The organism is Gordonia sp. NPDC003424, from assembly GCF_053588655.1.
Map to the genome: position 1 here is coordinate 106,828 of NZ_JBSFQJ010000004.1, position 15,991 is coordinate 122,818.

Below are 15,991 nucleotides of genomic sequence, written 5' to 3' on the forward strand. Positions count from 1 at the left end.
GCGACGGCCGGTGCGTTCCCCGTTTGTCGATCGAACAGGCGACGTCGAATCGCGCCGTCAGTCCCCGATCGCGATTCCGTGTGCTCGCACGGCGTCGAGCAGCGCGGTCGGTCGCTGTGCCGGCGCGGTGTCGTGGACCAGCTCGAAGGCACATCCGAGCTGACGCGCACCGCCGTCGGCGACCTCGCTGTCCCCGATCATGAGTGCGTCGGAAGGTTCCACACCGAGCGGCTCGAGGGCGGCACGGAAGATGTCCGGGCTCGGCTTGATCGCGCCGACCTCGTAGGAGAGCGCGTAGACGTCGACGAGGTCGTCGAGTCCGAACCGCGCCAGGACCTCGCGCACATCGAACGCGATGTTGCTGACCACGCCCACCGCGACACCGGCTGCGCGCAGTCCGCGCAATACCGTCTCGGTGTCGTCGAACCGGCACCACGACTGCGGGTCGAGGACGCGCGCGTACAGCTGCTCGGCCTGGCCCTGCACCGTCAGGCCCGATGCCCGCAGCATCGCCAGGTATGCGCGACGATGCTGCGCCGGGTCGAGATCGCGGTCCTCCCAGGCGGTTCGGTCGTAGTGGTCGATCTCTGCGGGGATGCCCACCGGCTGGGTCATACGTCGGATCAACTCGGCCTGGTGGTCGAGGTGCAGCGCGTTGCCCTGCTCGTCGTGCAGCCCGTCGAACCATTCGTCGCGCGCCTCGAACCGGAACAGCGTTCCCGAGAAATCGAACAGGACCGCCTTGGGCGCGTTCATGATCCGACGGACTCGACGATGTCGGCTATGCGCCGGGCGACCGCCTGCGCGGTCTGTGGGGTCGGAGCCTCGACCATCACTCGCACCAGTTGCTCGGTGCCCGAGGCACGCAGCAGGACGCGGCCGCCGTCCCCGAGTTCGGCTTCCGCCTCGGCGACCGAGCGGGTGACCGAATCCGAGTGCGCCACCGCATGTTTGTCCGCGACGCGCACGTTGATCAGTTCCTGCGGCAGCACGGTCATGCCGGCCGCCAGTTCGGCGAGCCGCTGACCGGTCGCGGCCATCTGCTCCATCAGCAGCAGGCCGGTGAGGATGCCGTCGCCGGTGGTGCCGTAGGCGGGGACGACGATGTGGCCGGACTGCTCCCCGCCCAGTGAGTAGCTGCCGCGTCGCAGTTCCTCGAGGACGTACCGGTCACCGACCGCCGTGGTCGCGACCGTGATCCCCGCGTCCCGCATCGCGATGTGCAGACCCAGATTGCTCATGACCGTCGCGACGAGAACGTTGTCGTGCAGGCTGTTTCGCCGCGACATCGCGGTCGCCAGGATCGCCATGATGACGTCACCGTCGACGATCTGACCTGTCGAGTCCACGGCCAGACACCGATCGGCGTCGCCGTCGTGCGCCAGCCCGAGATCGGCCCCGTGTTCGAGCACGGCGGCCTGCAGCTTGCCCATGTGGGTGGAGCCGCAGTCGTCGTTGATGTTGAGGCCGTCCGGCTCGGCGTGGATCGCGACGACGGTGGCACCGGCATCCGAATACGCTTGCGGCGCAAGCTCCGACGCGGCGCCATGCGCGCAGTCGACCACGACGGTGAGACCGTCGAGCCGATGCTCGAGAGCAGTGGCGAGATGGGCCCGGTAGCGGTCGCCGGCGTCGGGTGCGTCGACGACTCGGCCGACCGCCGCACCGATGGGGCGAACGAACTCGTCGGCCATCGCGGCCTCGATGCGGTCCTCGACCGCATCCTCGAGTTTGTGGCCGCCGCCGGAGAAGAACTTGATGCCGTTGTCCGGCATGGGATTGTGTGACGCCGAGATCATCACGCCGAAGTCGGCGCCGTAGTCGGCGGTCAGGAAGGCGACCGCGGGCGTGGGGACCACACCGACGCGGATCGCGTCGACACCGGTCGCGGCCAGGCCGGCGCAGACCGCCGCCTCGAGCATCTCGCCGGAGGCACGTGGATCGCGGCCGACGACCGCACGCGGGCGGACGTGGTCGGTGGAATCTTGTTCGAAGACGACCGCGGCGGCCGAGGCCAGGCGCAACGCGAGCTCGGGTGTGAGCTCGTCGTTGGCCAGGCCTCGGACGCCGTCGGTACCGAAAAGGCGTGCCAAGATCAGCGCTTGGAGTACTGCGACGCCTTGCGGGCCTTCTTCAGGCCGTACTTCTTGCGCTCGACCGCGCGCGGGTCACGCGTGAGGAAGCCGGCCTTCTTGAGGGCGGGACGATCCTCCGGGGTGACCTCGATGAGGGCGCGGGCGATGCCCAGGCGCAGCGCACCGGCCTGGCCCGAGGGGCCGCCGCCGACGAGCTTGGCGTAGATGTCGAACGACTCGGTGCGCTCGACGGTGACCAGCGGCGCCTTGATGAGCTGCTGGTGGACCTTGTTCGGGAAGTAGTCCTCGATGCTGCGGCCGTTCAGGTGGAACTGCCCGGAGCCCGGGACGAGACGCACGCGGACCACGGCCTCCTTGCGGCGGCCGACGGTCTGGATCGGGCGGTCGATGACGACCGGCCCGCGATCGACGACGGCCTCGGCCACGACGGCCTCGGTGTCGTAGTCGTCGGTGGCGCTCTCCACGGCCTCGACGGCGTGCTCGACCGCGGTCTCGGCGGCAGCGGTGTCGTCACCGGCATCGGCCTGCGCGGCGGCCGCATCTTCCACGGCGGCCTCGACGGCTGCGTCGCTGATGTTCTCGTTGCTCACTGGGCCACCTGCTTGATCTCGAAGGACACGGGACGCTGGGCCTCGTGGGGATGGTTCGGGCCGGCGTAGACCTTCAGCTTGGACGCCATGGCGCGACCGAGCTTGGTGTGGGGCAGCATGCCCTTGATGGCCTTCTCGACGACGCGCTCGGGATGGCTCTCGAGGAGCTCGGCGGTGGTCTGGACCTTGAGCCCACCCGGATGCCCGGAGTGGCGGTAGTTCAGCTTGCGCTCGGCCTTGTTGCTGGTCAGCACGACCTTTTCGGCATTGATGATGATGACGTAGTCGCCACCATCGACATGGGGCGCGTAGGTCGGCTTGTGCTTGCCGCGGAGCAGGTTCGCGCTCTGCACGGCGAGGCGGCCGAGCACCACGTCGGTGGCGTCGATGACATGCCACGTACGTGTGATGTCACCGGCCTTCGGGGTGTAGGTGGGCACAGTTGTCCTCAGCTCTGTTCGATTCGGGTACTGGTCGGGTGGCGTGGCAGAGGGCGTTCCGGCGACCAGCGGGGACCCGGACCTCGACGACCTCAGTCGGCCGTGCTGACGCACGGAGAGACGGAGGTGCCACGCACCAGCGATCCAGGGTACGCGACGGCGCAGGTCAGGGTCAAAACGCGCCTCACCGGGGCGGTGCGATCCGGGCGCTCGACACCGCGGTCTGACACTCGCGGTCCACGGACTGTCCCGCGGTGCCCGCCTGACAACCGATGGACACCTGCAGGGCGTCGTCGACCAGGACGTACCACCGGATGCCGCTCCCCGATGCCGGCGCCTCGCGGTAGCTGATCACGTCGCGGCCCATGAACCGGGTGGATGACGAGAACTCGGTGACGACGTCGTCGCCGCGCTGCCGGATGCGGTTGGTCAGGCTCGTCGCGACCGAGGCGAGCGTCGAATCCGACCGCACCTCGCTCTGCACCACCAGGATGCGGCGACCGTCGTCGCGGCCGGCGAACACGATGCGCGACGCGTCCGGAGTGCCCGCGCCGAGTTCGCTGCGCCGCCAGTCGGCCGGCACGGCGAGGCTGGTCCGGCCGATGGTCACCGTCTCTTGGGGGTGGGCTGCGTCGTCGCCCCGTTGCAGGAACCCGATGACCCCGGCGACGACCGCCACGACGACGGCCACCGCGCCGGCCGCCGCGATCCAGGTGCCGGATCGGCGCCGGCGGGGCGGCGAGTCCTCGGTCGGCGCGATGGGTGGGGCCACCCGATCGTCGGAGGCGTCGGCACGTCCGGTGCGCCAGCCGTAGCGGGCGATCATGTCCCGATCGACCGGGATCACCCGTCCGGCCAGCGCATGGGTGGCGACGACGTCGACGGCGTGGGCGATGTCACCGCGATCGTCGCCGTCGACGAGCACCATCTCCACCGAATCGTCGATGAACGTCTCGGTGCGCGGACCGATGTCGTCGGCGCCCGGTTCCAGCACGTCGGAGGCCTCGATCTCCCACCCGGCGGCGGTCCGGCGCAGGCGGGTGGCGCTCCACCACCCGGCGGACGGCCGCGCCGGATCGGTGGCCACCGTCGGCCGCTGCGTGGTCTCGACGACGACGCATCGTTCGACGGCCGGGTCCGTGTGGCTGCGCGCGATGAGGACCGCTCGGCCGACCAGCGTGACCGGAACCCCCAGGTCGGCCGCCGAGCGCGCCAACACCGAGGCCCGGCGCCGTCCCCACGTGCTGGGGTGACCGACGATCAGCGGCCGCGGCCCCGACCCGTCGCGCTCCGGCAGTCCCAGGTCACGCCACACGCCCTGCCACGCCTGGTGGTTGTACCGCGGCGTCCCGTCCACCAGCACGGTCGGCGCGTCCACCGCGTCGAGCAGGCCGGTGACGTCGGCACAGCGGGTGGCGTCGATCCGCACCTGGCCGTACGCGAGGTCGACCACGGTCGGCCGGGTGGTGGGAGAGGTCGATCTCATCGATGTCGCTGTCATGGTCCTGTCTCGGGTCCTTCGTAGCCGACCTGGATCATCTCCTGCGGCCGGTTTCTCGAGATGAGCTCACCGCGGCCCGGCACCAGGTCGGACATTCTCGCGCGCCCGGCGATGTATCCCTCGTCGCGGTCACCACTCATCAGGAGGATGTCGCAGGAGAGATCTTTGAGGTGGGCGATCAGCGGGTCGAACATCGCCCGGCCGAGGCCGCCGGACCGCCGGGCGAGTATCAGGTGCATGCCGATGTCCCGAGCGTGTGCGGCGAGTTCCACGAGCGGGAGCAGCGGGTTGCCGGATGCGGCGGACACCATGTCGTAGTCGTCGACGATGACGTAGACGTCGGGACCACTGCGCCACGAGCGGTCGCGCAGCTGCTGCGGTGTCACATCCTCCGGCGGGAGGCGGCCGGCGAAATACTGTGCGAGTTCGGTCATCATCGGCCCGGCGGTGACCGCCGAGCTCGCGTAGCCGGCCAGGTGGTCGCCGTCGATGATGCCCAGCATGGTCCGGCGATAGTCGACGAGGACGATCTTGACCTGATCCGGTGTCGCGGTGCGCACCAGTCCTCGAACGATGTTGCGCAGCAGCGTCGTCTTCCCGTGGGCGGCGTCGGCGAACGCCATCAGGTGTGGCTGCACGGTGAAGTCCAGAATCACCGGCGCGAGTTCGAGCTCGCCGACGCCGATCGCGATCTGATTGGGTCCCAACGCCATTCCCGACGATGTGACCAGCTCGTCGATGCGCTCCTGGGCGATGTGTGCTCCGAGTCTGCGGACCGGCATCGCGGTGCGCCCGGGGTACGCGCCGGCGAGCCGCTCGACGGCCCGGGCGACGCCCGCCGGCAACGACTCCGCCGGGGACTCCGTGTCGAGACGCGGAAGCGCGACCAGCATGTGCAACTCGTCGGATGTCAGTCCGCGGCCGGGTCGATCCTGCGGCACCGATGCCGCTGCACGCCGGCCCATCTCGGAGTCCATCGCGTCGCCGAGTCGCAGCTCGAGGCGGCTGCCGAGGAGGTCCTTGATCCCCGGCCGGATCTCCGCCCAGCGCGTCGCGGAGACGATGACGTGCACGCCGTAGGACAGACCCTGCTGCACGATGGCGTCGACCTGTTCCTCGACGAACTCGAGTTCGTTGCGTAGCACGGCGATTCCGTCGAGCACGAGGAACACGTCACCGTGCCGGTCACCGGCCGTCGGATCGTTCTGGGCGACCTGTCCGGAGCGCAACCACTCGGCGCGGCGGGTCCGGTAGTCGCGCATCGACTCGATCCCGAGTCGGCCGAAGAGTCGCTCCCGCTCACGGATCAGCGCGGTCAGCTCGGCGACGGTCCGCCGCACCGCGTCCATGTCGCCGCGGGACGCCACCGACCCGACGTGCGGCAGCCCGGCGACCGTGGCGAGACTGCCGCCGCCGAAATCCAGGCAGTAGAACTGCACCTGTTCGGGGGTGTGGGTGGCGGCCATGGACAGGATGATCGTCCGTATCGTGGTGGACTTCCCCGACTGTGGGCCGCCGACCACGGCGACGTTGCCGGCCGCGCCGGACAGGTCGAGACGGTGGACGTCGCGGCGCTGATCGTACGGCCGGTCGACGATCCCGACCGCCGGCCGCAGCTCCCCCATACCACCGGGCACTCGCCAATCACGTTTCCCGACAAGGTCTTCGACGGTCGGGGAGGCATCCAGCGGCGGCAGCCACACCGCGTGGGCGGGCGGGCCGTGACCGGCCATCCGGGCTACCAGCGTGTCGAGCAGACAGGGCGCCGACGCGGCGGCCGGATCGTCGAGTTCGGCCGTGTGCGGGGCACTGTCCCCGATCGGCACGGGCAGCGCGGTGAACATCGTCACCCGTCCCTGCCGCCCGTGGCCGTCACCGGCGACGGCGGGCTCCGAGGGCGGCGGGTGATACGGCCCGGAGACGTAGGAAGTGGTGAACCGCAGCGGCTCCGACGAATCGAATTTCAGAAATGCCGATCCGGGCACGCTGGGCAGATGGTAGGCGTCCGGCACTCCCAGGACCGATCGGGATTCGTTGGCGGAGAACGTTTTCAGGCCGATCCGGTAGGAGAGGTGACTGTCGAGTCCGCGGAGCCTGCCCTCCTCCAAGCGCTGCGAGGCGAGGAGGAGGTGAATGTGCAGCGACCGGCCGAGCCGGCCGATCGCCACGAAGAGTTCGGCGAAATCCGGTTTCTGCGAGAGCAATTCGGAGAACTCGTCGACGACGATGAACAGCGCCGGTAGCGGCTCGAGGCGAGCCCCGGATGTCCGGGCCCGTTCATAGTCGGTGACGTTGGCGAAGTTCCCGGCGGCGCGCAACAGTTCCTGCCGTCGGGTCATCTCGCCGGACAGGGCATCGCGCATCCGGTCGACCATCGACAGTTCCCGCTCGAGATTGGTGATCACCGCCGCCACGTGCTGCGCCCGTTCCAGACCGAGAAATGTTGCGCCACCCTTGAAGTCGACGAGAACGAGATTGAGTTCGGTCGGCGAGTGGGTGGCCAGCATCGCGAGCACCAAGGTCCTGAGGAACTCCGACTTGCCCGAACCCGTCGCGCCGACGCAGAGGCCGTGCGGTCCCATCCCACCGTGCGCGGCCTCTTTGATGTCGAGGTCGACGGGGGCGCCGTCGGGCGTGTAGCCGATCGGCACCCGTAGGCGCTCACGGCCGGTGCGGCCGCGCCACGCGACGGCGGGCTCGAATCGGCCAGCATCGGGAATGCCCAGCAGGGCGGGCAGTCCCGGGTCGGTCGGCGTGACCTCCGACTCCAGATCGGCGAGCGTGGCCGCGGTCGCCAACCGGTAACGGGCGATCCGGCGGGCCAGGCTCTCGGCCTCGGGGACGGTCAGCGAGTCCGTGTCGGCGAACTCCTCGACGCCGAAGGCACTTCGGGCAGCCACTTTTCCGTCACGCACCACGAGCTGCAACCCGCGTCGCGTGGCGAGACCGTCGGGCCGGGCGGCGAGGTCGACGAGGGTCACGCCGTCGGCGCCGGCGTCATTGGTCAGCCGCTCGTCGCCGGAGACGTACCCGTCGTCGAGGATGATCACGAGGTGCGCGCGGCCGGGCGTCGGTGGGGCCGAGCGACTGAACCGGCCTCGGTCGTCGAGGTCGGCGGCCATCGCGTTCTCGAGATCGGTGAGCCTCGGATAGATCATGCGCATCGGCCCGAGGCCGTCGTGCAGCGTCGGATGTCCCACGTGCGGAAGCCATTTGGCCCAATCCCACGCCTCGCCCACCGGGTCGGCCGTGACGATCGCGATGCGCAGGTGATCGGGCCCGTGGAAGGCACACAATTCGGCGACCATGGCGCGCACCAGTTCCCGCGTCTCCTGACGCTCCCCCGCGACGCTCACCGCGGGGAATCCGCGCATTGCGATCGCGGTCGGGAGTCGGTGCACCACGGAGTGCGTGCGCACGAATCGTCGCAGGGCGACCATCGACACCGGTTCGAGGTCCTCGAGCGGGCCGGTCTCCGGTGGCACCAGCCGTGTCGCGAGCCGCTGTGACCCGACGCCGACCCGCACGTGCGCGAAATCGCGGTCGGCCGGACGGCGTTCCCACATGCGACGGGAACCGATGATGTCGAGCAACGTTCTCGGGTCGGGATGGCTCCAGCACAGCGCAGTTCGCTGGGCATCGACGGTCTCGAGTACGTCGGATCGGGCCTGACCCAGGTAGCGGAGGTAGTCTTTGCGCTCCTCGTTCAGTTCCGCTGCGCGCTTGCCGCCCCCGCGACCGCTGCCGGCGAACATGCCGACCATCGACATCACCATCATCAGCGGGAACATCATGAACAGCGGATTGGTCAGCATCGATCGCCCGCTGGTCGTCACCATCAGCCCGAGCATGCCGATCACCGCGACCACCATCACGATCGGCAGGACGGTGCGCACGAGGCCGCCGGGCACCGCGCGCGGCACGTCCGGTGGAGCTGCGATGGTCAGCTCGCCACCGGGTGTCCTCGGCGGCGTGATCCGCGGATGCCGCACGAACCCGTCGGTCGTCGAAACCACGATGCACTCCCCCCGAATGATTTTCTCCCCGAACCGCTCCGCATCCCTGGTACGGAATTGTCCGGTTCGTTATGTTAACCGCGAAACGGGGCGGGGAGGTCCAGCAGATGTCCACTGTGGATACGCGATCGACCGGGGTGCGACCGGCCAACGCGACGGCTTCCGGGGGCACCGCCCGGGACACCTCCATCGAACCCGTCTTGGTACGGGTGTCCGTGGTCGGTGGCGATACCCAACTCGATGTCGGTCTACCTGCGGCGATACCGGTGGCGGTGTTCATGCCGGACCTGGTCGCGCAGATCGGATCTCGCGCCCCGACGCACCACGGCTACGGCCAACCGGACGACGGCACCCGTGCCACCGACGATGCCGGCCGATGGACGTTGGCGCTGGTGGGGCACGACCAGATCGCCCCTCACCGATCACTGGCCGAATCGGGCATCCGTGACGGTGACCTGCTGGTTTTGCGGTCGGTCCGCACCAGCGAATCACCGGAGATGTTCGATGACGTGCTCGACGCCGTCGCTCGTCTGAATGAATCCCGGTTCGCGAGCTGGTCGCCGCGGGCCGCGCGCCATGTGGGCCACGTCGTCGCCGTCCTGGCGGCGGTGGCCGCCGCCGTCGGGCTCTGCGCATACCGGTGGACGCGCGACGGCGTGTGGCCGGCCGGGTTGGGTGCGATCGTCGCCGTCGCCCTGGTCGCTGCGGCCACCATCGTCGCCCGGCACCACCGGGACACGGCCACCGCGACGGTCCTGGCGGCGTCGTCGACGCCGCTGGCGTTCGTCGCCGGAATGCTGCTCGTACCAGGTTGTTTCGGTGCCGCTCACCTGGTGCTGGGATGTGCGGTGGCGCTGGTGTCCGTCGTGCTCTCCCACCGGCTGACCGCCGTCGGCACGGCCCTGCACACCGCGTCGGCCGCCGCGATGCTGCTCGGCGGCATGGGCGCAGCCGCGGTCATGCTGCTCGGTGCCCCGGTTGCCGATGTCTCGGCGGTCGTCGCGGCGACCGGGGTGCTGGTGATCGCGCTCGCGCCGCGCGCCACGATCGTGCTGGCGAGACTTCCGCTGCCGCCGGTCCCCACGGCCGGGGCTCGGATCGAGACGACGATGGACGATTCCGCACCGGACATCGAGGGCATCGGAGCGGTCGGGGCGATCGCTCTGCCGAAAGCCGATGCGCTGGAACGCCGCTCGTTCGTCGCGAACGCCTACCTGACCGGCATCGTCGCCGGGACCACCGCCGTCACCGCGATCGGCGCGATGCTCGCCGCGGCACCGCAGGCGGGGTTCGACGCCAAGGCCGCCGCTTTCGCCGTGGTCGTCGGCGCGGTGCTGTGTCTGCGCGGCCGATCGCACAGCGACCTCGGACAGGCCTCGGTGCTGATCGGTGGCGGCGCGGCAATAGCATTGGCGTTGACCGCCGAACTGGCGTTCGGCCCTGGCAGCCGACCCATCCCGGCGTTCGTGTTCGGCATGGTGATTCTGGTCGCCGCACTGGTTTTCGGTGTTCTCGCACCGGCCACCGAGTTCTCCCCGGTGATGCGTCGTGCCGCGGAGATCGTCGAGTATCTGCTGGTCGCCGTCATCGTGCCGTTGCTGCTCTGGCTGCTCGACCTGTACCGGATCGTCCGGGAGATCTGAGATGGGTATCCATGGCCGTACGCGGACCGGGGCCGGCGCACTGCTCGTGATCATCGTCGGCGTCGTGATCATCGGCGCGGTACCCGCCGCCGCGATCACTGAGCCCCGCGTCGATCCGGGAGCCCTCGTGCGGTCGGCCCGGGTGGGGCCGGCGGAACCGACCGAGCAGCGCACGTCCTGCGCGGCGCCGCGGTCCACCGGACGGCACGACACAACGAAACCCACTGCCGCCCAGGCGATGATGAACCTGCCCGAGGCGTGGCGATTCAGCCGTGGCCGGGGACAGACGGTGGCGGTGATCGATACTGGTGTCACGCCGCATCCTCGTCTCCGACGGGTCCGGGCGGGCGGCGACTACGTGTCGACCGGCAACGGTCTGGTCGACTGCGACGCCCACGGCACGCTCGTCGCGGGCATCGTCGCCGCCCAACCGAGTCCACGCGATGCGTTCGCGGGGGTCGCGCCGGAGGCCACGCTCATCTCCATCCGCCAGTCGAGTAGCGCGTATGCGGCCAAGGATCATCGTGATCCGGCGGAAGCCGACCCGACCGTCGGGTCCGGTTACGGGTCGGTGCGCACACTGGCCCACGCCGTGGTGCGAGCGGTGGATCTGGGTGCGACGGTACTGAACATCTCCGAAGTGGCCTGTGCGCCCGCAGGTTCCGCGCTCGATGACGCGAGCTTGGGTGCGGCGGTGAAGTATGCGTACGACCGCGATGTCGTCGTGGTCGTCGCGGCGGGCAATCTGTCGCCGAACTCGAAGTGCCGCGATCAGAATCCGGAGTCGGCTCCCACCCGTGACGGCGGGTGGGGTTCGGTGGCGACGGTCGCGAGCCCCGCCTGGTTCGTGCCGTATGTCCTGACCGTGGGCGCGGTGAACGCGCCGACCGGCGTGCCGAGTTCGTTCAGCCTGCACGGCCCGTGGGTGTCGGTGGCCGCGCCCGGGACCGACATCGTCAGCCTCGACAGCACGCCCGGATCAACGGGGCTCGTCGACGCCCAGACCGGTGAGCGCGGCCCGGTGCCGATCGCCGGCACCAGCTTTGCCACACCGTATGTCGCCGGGACGGTCGCCCTGGTGCGTGCCCGCTTTCCGACCCTGACGGCACGGCAGGTGATGGACCGGATCACCCGCACCGCACACGCGCCGGGCGCCGGGCATGACTCGCAGATCGGTCACGGGGTGATCGACCCTGTCGCCGCACTCACCCACGAGATCCCCGGAGAGCTGCCGGATCCGAATGCCGCCCAGCAGATCGCCGCGCCGTCGGCGCGTGGCGTGCCCGATCACAGCACTCGCGATGTGGCCCTGATCGGCGCCGGAGTCTGCGCCGCGGTCGTGGTTGTGGTGCTGGCCATCTCACTGCCGCGCCGGGTCAGGCGTCCGGATCCCGAGGAGTACTGAGAGTTCGCCGGTTCATACCGAGTCGATCTCGGCGGCCGGATAGCGTTGCGGCGTCAGCGGTTCGCCGCGTCAACGATCTCCTCGGCCACGCTGCGGCACCGCATCTGTATTCGCCTTGATGGTGCGTCGCTCGGGTGCCGGACTCCCGCACCGCCACTCGTGCGGTGTCGTCGGCTGATATGTGCACGACGTCCCGAGATGCACCGATGCCCGCATATGCGCGGCGAGTTCGGGGTGCACCCGCTCGATCTTGCCGAGGCTCACCCGGATTCGCGCTCCCACGGTCTTTCGTGCGCGCTCGGTCGCGTCTCCGAGCCGACGGTCGCGTCCGCCGAATCCGCCCGCCGCGGCGAGTTCGGCGATGATCGCCGACCGCTCGTCGTCAAGGCGTTGCGCCCCATGGGAATCCCCGATGTCCTCGGCCTCGGTGATCCCCGCGGCCAACTCGTCGATACGTGCCTTGTATTCCGCCTTCGCGCGATCGTCCAGGACGCGGTCGGCGCCCGTCCACCCGACCTGGGCGGCCACCTCGGGACCCAACAGGTCCACCACATGGACCGGCCGCCCGTGTGCAGCGATGATCGTGTGCAGGTCGGCGAGACCTTTTGCGTCGGGCAAGGTTGCCCGACGGTCGGCGAACGACAACGACCAACGGTCGTCGATCAGGCGGAACTCGTTGGCGGGCAACGCCTTGTCCAGACCCTGGAGCTCGTGACGAGTCAGCTCGACCCAGCCCGCTGCACCCAGTTCGGTGTGCATGCGCAGAGCATCGGTGAAATGCGCACGCGCGCAATCCCGGTCGCCCATCGATGCCGCCAAGGCACCGAGATGGTGATCGACCGCGGCATGGTAAGCGGCGCATCCACCGATGATCACGTGCAGACCGGCGTGCGGCTTCAGCATTCGATACGCCCATTGGCGTTGGGCGGTGGTACCGACGCCCGCGAACACCACCGCCGCAACGGCCAGCTTCTCGAGGTCGTAACCCGGCGTGATCGCGAGGACACTGAAGTCTCCGAGCAACTCTCGGGCCCGTTCGAGGTCACCGCGTACGACCAGCGGCCATGCGCGCATCAGCGGGAACAGCGGCCACAGCGGATCTGCCGTATCGAGCGTGGCGGCGGGCTCTCGGACGCCGAGGGCGACCAGTGACCACCGCTGCGTACAGAAACACCCCATGGCATCCGGCTCGGCGATCGCCTGCCCCAGCTCATAGGCCTCCTCGCCCAGGGCGGCGGCTTCGGCCGCCCGGCCGGACAGCTGCGCGTATGTGGCCTTGCGGGTCAGCGATCCCCACCGCCCGCGGGCGTGGCCCAGTCGCGCGGCCAGATCGACGTACTCGAGGAGCTCATCGCGTCCCGACGAGTCCCCGATCTCGAGGAGCGCGGTCGCCCGCAACAGATGCCCCTGAGCGACGAGATCCCGGTCACCGGCCCTGTCGGCGGCCTCGATCATCGCGTCCACGACGGGTTTGCGCTGCGCCGCGCTGCCGGGCATCCACAGCGCATCGTGCAGGGCGAGGTAGGCGTCCGCCAGCGCATCGGCGTCATCGCCCCCTTCGGCGAGCGCCACCGCTTCCCTCGCCATGCGGACCGGTTCCGGTGCCCCTGGAACCGTCGACGATCCGTGGATCATCACCCGTGCCGACGCCGCCTGCACCCGCGAACGCAGACCCACCGGACCGCCGCACCGTTCCAGCATGTCGACAGCCTCCGCAAGGAGGGCGATCGCCTCGGTGTCCTGCTCGCCGGACCGATGGCCGAGGGCCTGCAGTCCCAGGGCGCCCCGCGCCAGCAGCGTCGCATCGCCGCAGGCCCGGCCCGCCGACACCACCCGACGATAGGAGTCGCGCGCGTCCTCGAGCCGTCCGGCGCGGTCCTGCGCCACTGCGAGACTCACCAGCACGACGTTGCGGTCTCGTCCCGGCGCCATCAGGGCCAGGGCGTCGCGATAGTGGCCGATCGCGGCGGTGTGGCCGAGGCGACTGGTCGCCACCTCGGCGGCCTGCAGCGACGCGACGACCGCCTCGTCGCTGGCCGCGGTTCCGGCGGCCAGCAGATGAGCCGCCGCACGCGCCGCCGAATCGGGGTCGCCGATGCCGGCGAGGACACGTCCGAGCGCATGGTGGATCTCTCTGCGCAGCGGCGTTCCCATGTCCTCGAGGACGGCCTCCCGGTAGAGGTCGTGGACGAACGCCGGCGGATCCATGGTGATGATCCCGGCCCGCTCGGCGTGGGCGAGCTCGTCGGCGGCGACGTCCGCGTCGTCGGTCGCACCGGCCGCCACGAGCAAACCGACGTCGATCTCCTTGCCCCCGACCGCGCACCAGTCGAGCAACCGCACGCACGTGCTCGACAGTCGGGCCAGGCGTCGCCGGACCGTTTCGATGATGCTGGCGGGCAGGTGTTTCGGCGGTGTCGCCGATCCGTGGGCCTGGACGAGGCGGGTGAGTTCACCGACGAAGAACGGGTTGCCACCGCTGCGGCGCCAGACCTGTTCGACCACCGCGGGCGCGGGCACCGGACCCGGGATAGCGGCGACCATCGCCGCGACCTCCGCACGCTCGAGTCCGACGAGGACCACCTGTGTGGCCACCGATGAGACATCCGACATCTCGTCGGGGGCCTCGGTGTCCCGGAAGGCGCCCACCAACAGCACGGGGGCATCACGGACGGCCCGGGCCACAAAGGCGAGGAGCGCCAGCGATCCCGGGTCTGCCCAATGCAGATCATCGATCACCACCACGACCGGTCGGTCGCTCGACGCCCGGACCAGGAACCGCGACACCGCGTCGAGCAACCGGAACTGCGCATCGGCGGCCTCGGCGACCCCGTCGGGCACCGTGGATCCGGCCGGGTCGAGCAACCGCGCCGCCTCACCGAGTTCGGCGGCCGACGCGTGGCTCGCGCGCAGCACCTGCGACCACGGCCAGTAGGGCGGTGCACCGGCGTGCTCGGAGCAGAATCCACGGAGTACCCGGCAGGTGGGCGTGGCCCGATCGACCAGCCAGGCGAGAACGGCCGACTTGCCGATACCGGCCTCCCCGGACACCAGGACCAGATTGCCGGCACCGGACACCTCGGCGCTCTCCAGTGCCTCGTCGAGCACCGCGACCACATGGCTGCGTCCGAGCAACTCGGGGATGCCGCCCATGACGCAATCGTCGCCGGTCAGGGCCGTAGTTGCAAGATCAGGTTCATCGGCGCACCGATGTCGATCTGCTGCACCGACGAGAAGCCGGCGCGCTGCGCCAGGTCGGTCAGGGCACGGATGCCGGCCAGCGCCCCGAGCGGCTCCGACGACGTGTCGGTCCGTTGCGACACGGCGTTCGGGGTGCACACCAATGTGGACACCGCGTAGAACATCCGGCCGCCCGGGTTCAGGTTGTCGCTCACGTGATCGCCGCCGGGCGGTTCGACGAGCACCACTGCGCCGTCCGCGGCGACCGCGCGGCGGGCCGCCAAGAGCGCGCCGAGCGGATCACCCATGTCGTGCAGGGAATCGAAGAAGGTGATCAGCGTGGCACCCGAATCCGCGAGGTCTCCGGCGGGGCACACCTCGAAGCGCAGATTGCCGATCGCGTCGGCGGCCGCCACCGACCGGGCGTGCATGATCGACGCGTCGTGGTAGTCGATGCCGACGACGTCGGCATGCGGATACAGCCGGGCGATCGCCGTTGTCGGCGCTCCGTAGCCGCACCCGACGTCGACGACGCGGCCCCCGGACGTCAGGGTCTCGTGTACGCCGGACACCCCGGCGAGCGCGGCCCCGATGAGTTCGGGCGGCAACGCCGTCCGGGTGAACAGGTCGGTGCCGTGCCAGTGCTGCACGGTCCGCTGATGCCAGCCGAATCCTTGTCCGCCGCCGAATGCTTCGGCGAAGTCGGCGAAACCGTCGACCATCGACGAGAGCATCTCGACGCACGCCTCCACGATGGCCCCGCCGGGTCCGTCGACCAGCACACCGCGCATCCCCTCCCCGAGCCGGAAGGTGTCCGCGTCGGCGTCGTAGTCGAGGTAGCCGCCGGCGGCCTGGCCGCGTAGCCACTCACGCACGAGGGATCGGTCGACATCGACCTTCTCCGCCACCTGCGCCGCCGTCAACGGCCCGGCTCCGGCCAGCGCCGCCCACAAGCCGCTTCGCGTGCCGAGCGATATCAGCAGTACCCCGAGGGTGCTGCCGAGATCTGTCTCCAACCTGCCCATCCCCAGTTCGATGTCCCGCTCGACGTCCGCCTCGGCGTCGATCTCGATGGTCATGATCGCGTCCTCTCCTCGGATCGGGACCGATCGTGCATCGG

10 protein-coding genes are annotated in these 15,991 nt (G+C 70.0%); 2 read left to right on the forward strand and 8 right to left on the reverse strand.

All coding sequences use genetic code 11. The annotated features are described in order from the left end of the window. Positions 1 to 57: 57 nt before the first annotated feature. The 6 genes from ACWDTI_RS07940 to eccCa all read right to left on the reverse strand — a co-directional run bounded on the left by ACWDTI_RS07940 (position 58) and on the right by eccCa (position 8,643). Positions 58 to 756 (reverse strand): HAD family hydrolase, encoded by a 699-nt coding sequence (locus ACWDTI_RS07940; RefSeq protein ID WP_449737519.1) that lies wholly within the window; start codon positions 754 to 756, stop codon positions 58 to 60. Further along, entirely contained in the window at positions 753 to 2,093 is a 1,341-nt protein-coding gene (gene glmM, locus ACWDTI_RS07945; RefSeq protein WP_449737520.1) for a phosphoglucosamine mutase, read from the reverse strand. Before glmM ends, ACWDTI_RS07940 begins: the two co-directional genes overlap by 4 nt. 2 nt (positions 2,094 to 2,095) lie before the next feature. Beyond that, the gene (gene rpsI, locus ACWDTI_RS07950) at positions 2,096 to 2,686 is read right to left on the reverse strand and encodes a 30S ribosomal protein S9 (RefSeq protein ID WP_449737521.1); all 591 of its coding nucleotides are present in this window, start codon (positions 2,684 to 2,686) and stop codon (positions 2,096 to 2,098) included. Beyond that, positions 2,683 to 3,126 (reverse strand): 50S ribosomal protein L13, encoded by a 444-nt coding sequence (rplM, locus tag ACWDTI_RS07955; protein WP_449737522.1) that lies wholly within the window; start codon positions 3,124 to 3,126, stop codon positions 2,683 to 2,685. The genes rpsI and rplM overlap by 4 nt, the downstream gene beginning before the upstream one ends. 184 nt (positions 3,127 to 3,310) lie before the next feature. Then, a complete protein-coding gene (locus ACWDTI_RS07960; RefSeq protein ID WP_449737523.1) occupies positions 3,311 to 4,612 on the reverse strand; it encodes a type VII secretion-associated protein in 1,302 nt (433 codons plus the stop codon). An 11-nt stretch (positions 4,613 to 4,623) separates the two neighbouring features. Further along, positions 4,624 to 8,643, reverse strand: coding sequence for a type VII secretion protein EccCa (gene eccCa, locus ACWDTI_RS07965; protein ID WP_449737524.1), 4,020 nt, complete (start codon positions 8,641 to 8,643; stop codon positions 4,624 to 4,626). Positions 8,644 to 8,750: 107 nt separating this feature from the next. On the opposite strand from eccCa, the gene eccD reads away from it, so the two are divergent. Together eccD and mycP are read left to right on the forward strand one after the other, a co-directional pair. Then, positions 8,751 to 10,286 carry a type VII secretion integral membrane protein EccD gene (gene eccD, locus ACWDTI_RS07970; protein ID WP_449737525.1) on the forward strand — a complete coding sequence of 512 codons (1,536 nt, stop codon included), beginning with the start codon at positions 8,751 to 8,753 and terminating at the stop codon, positions 10,284 to 10,286. Between the two features lies 1 nt (position 10,287). Then, positions 10,288 to 11,691, forward strand: coding sequence for a type VII secretion-associated serine protease mycosin (gene mycP, locus ACWDTI_RS07975; RefSeq protein WP_449737526.1), 1,404 nt, complete (start codon positions 10,288 to 10,290; stop codon positions 11,689 to 11,691). A gap of 69 nt (positions 11,692 to 11,760) precedes the next feature. On the opposite strand, the gene ACWDTI_RS07980 is transcribed toward mycP, so the two are convergent. Together ACWDTI_RS07980 and ACWDTI_RS07985 are read right to left on the reverse strand one after the other, a co-directional pair. Continuing rightward, positions 11,761 to 14,844, reverse strand: a complete 3,084-nt coding sequence (locus tag ACWDTI_RS07980; RefSeq protein WP_449737527.1) for an ATP-binding protein — start codon at positions 14,842 to 14,844, stop codon at positions 11,761 to 11,763. Positions 14,845 to 14,861: 17 nt separating this feature from the next. Further along, on the reverse strand, positions 14,862 to 15,950 hold the full coding sequence (locus ACWDTI_RS07985) for a class I SAM-dependent methyltransferase (RefSeq protein ID WP_449737528.1): 1,089 nt from the start codon (positions 15,948 to 15,950) through the stop codon (positions 14,862 to 14,864). Positions 15,951 to 15,991: the final 41 nt, after the last annotated feature.

What these genes read in the sequence shown, in the direction of transcription:
- ACWDTI_RS07940 (WP_449737519.1), bottom strand. Translation starts at nt 756, where the DNA reads ATGAACGCGCCCAAGGCGGTCCTGTTCGATTTCTCGGGAACGCTGTTC.
- ACWDTI_RS07960 (WP_449737523.1), bottom strand. Translation starts at nt 4,612, where the DNA reads ATGAGATCGACCTCTCCCACCACCCGGCCGACCGTGGTCGACCTCGCG.
- eccD (WP_449737525.1), top strand. Translation starts at nt 8,751, where the DNA reads ATGTCCACTGTGGATACGCGATCGACCGGGGTGCGACCGGCCAACGCG.
- mycP (WP_449737526.1), top strand. Translation starts at nt 10,288, where the DNA reads ATGGGTATCCATGGCCGTACGCGGACCGGGGCCGGCGCACTGCTCGTG.
- ACWDTI_RS07980 (WP_449737527.1), bottom strand. Translation starts at nt 14,844, where the DNA reads ATGGGCGGCATCCCCGAGTTGCTCGGACGCAGCCATGTGGTCGCGGTG.
- ACWDTI_RS07985 (WP_449737528.1), bottom strand. Translation starts at nt 15,950, where the DNA reads ATGACCATCGAGATCGACGCCGAGGCGGACGTCGAGCGGGACATCGAA.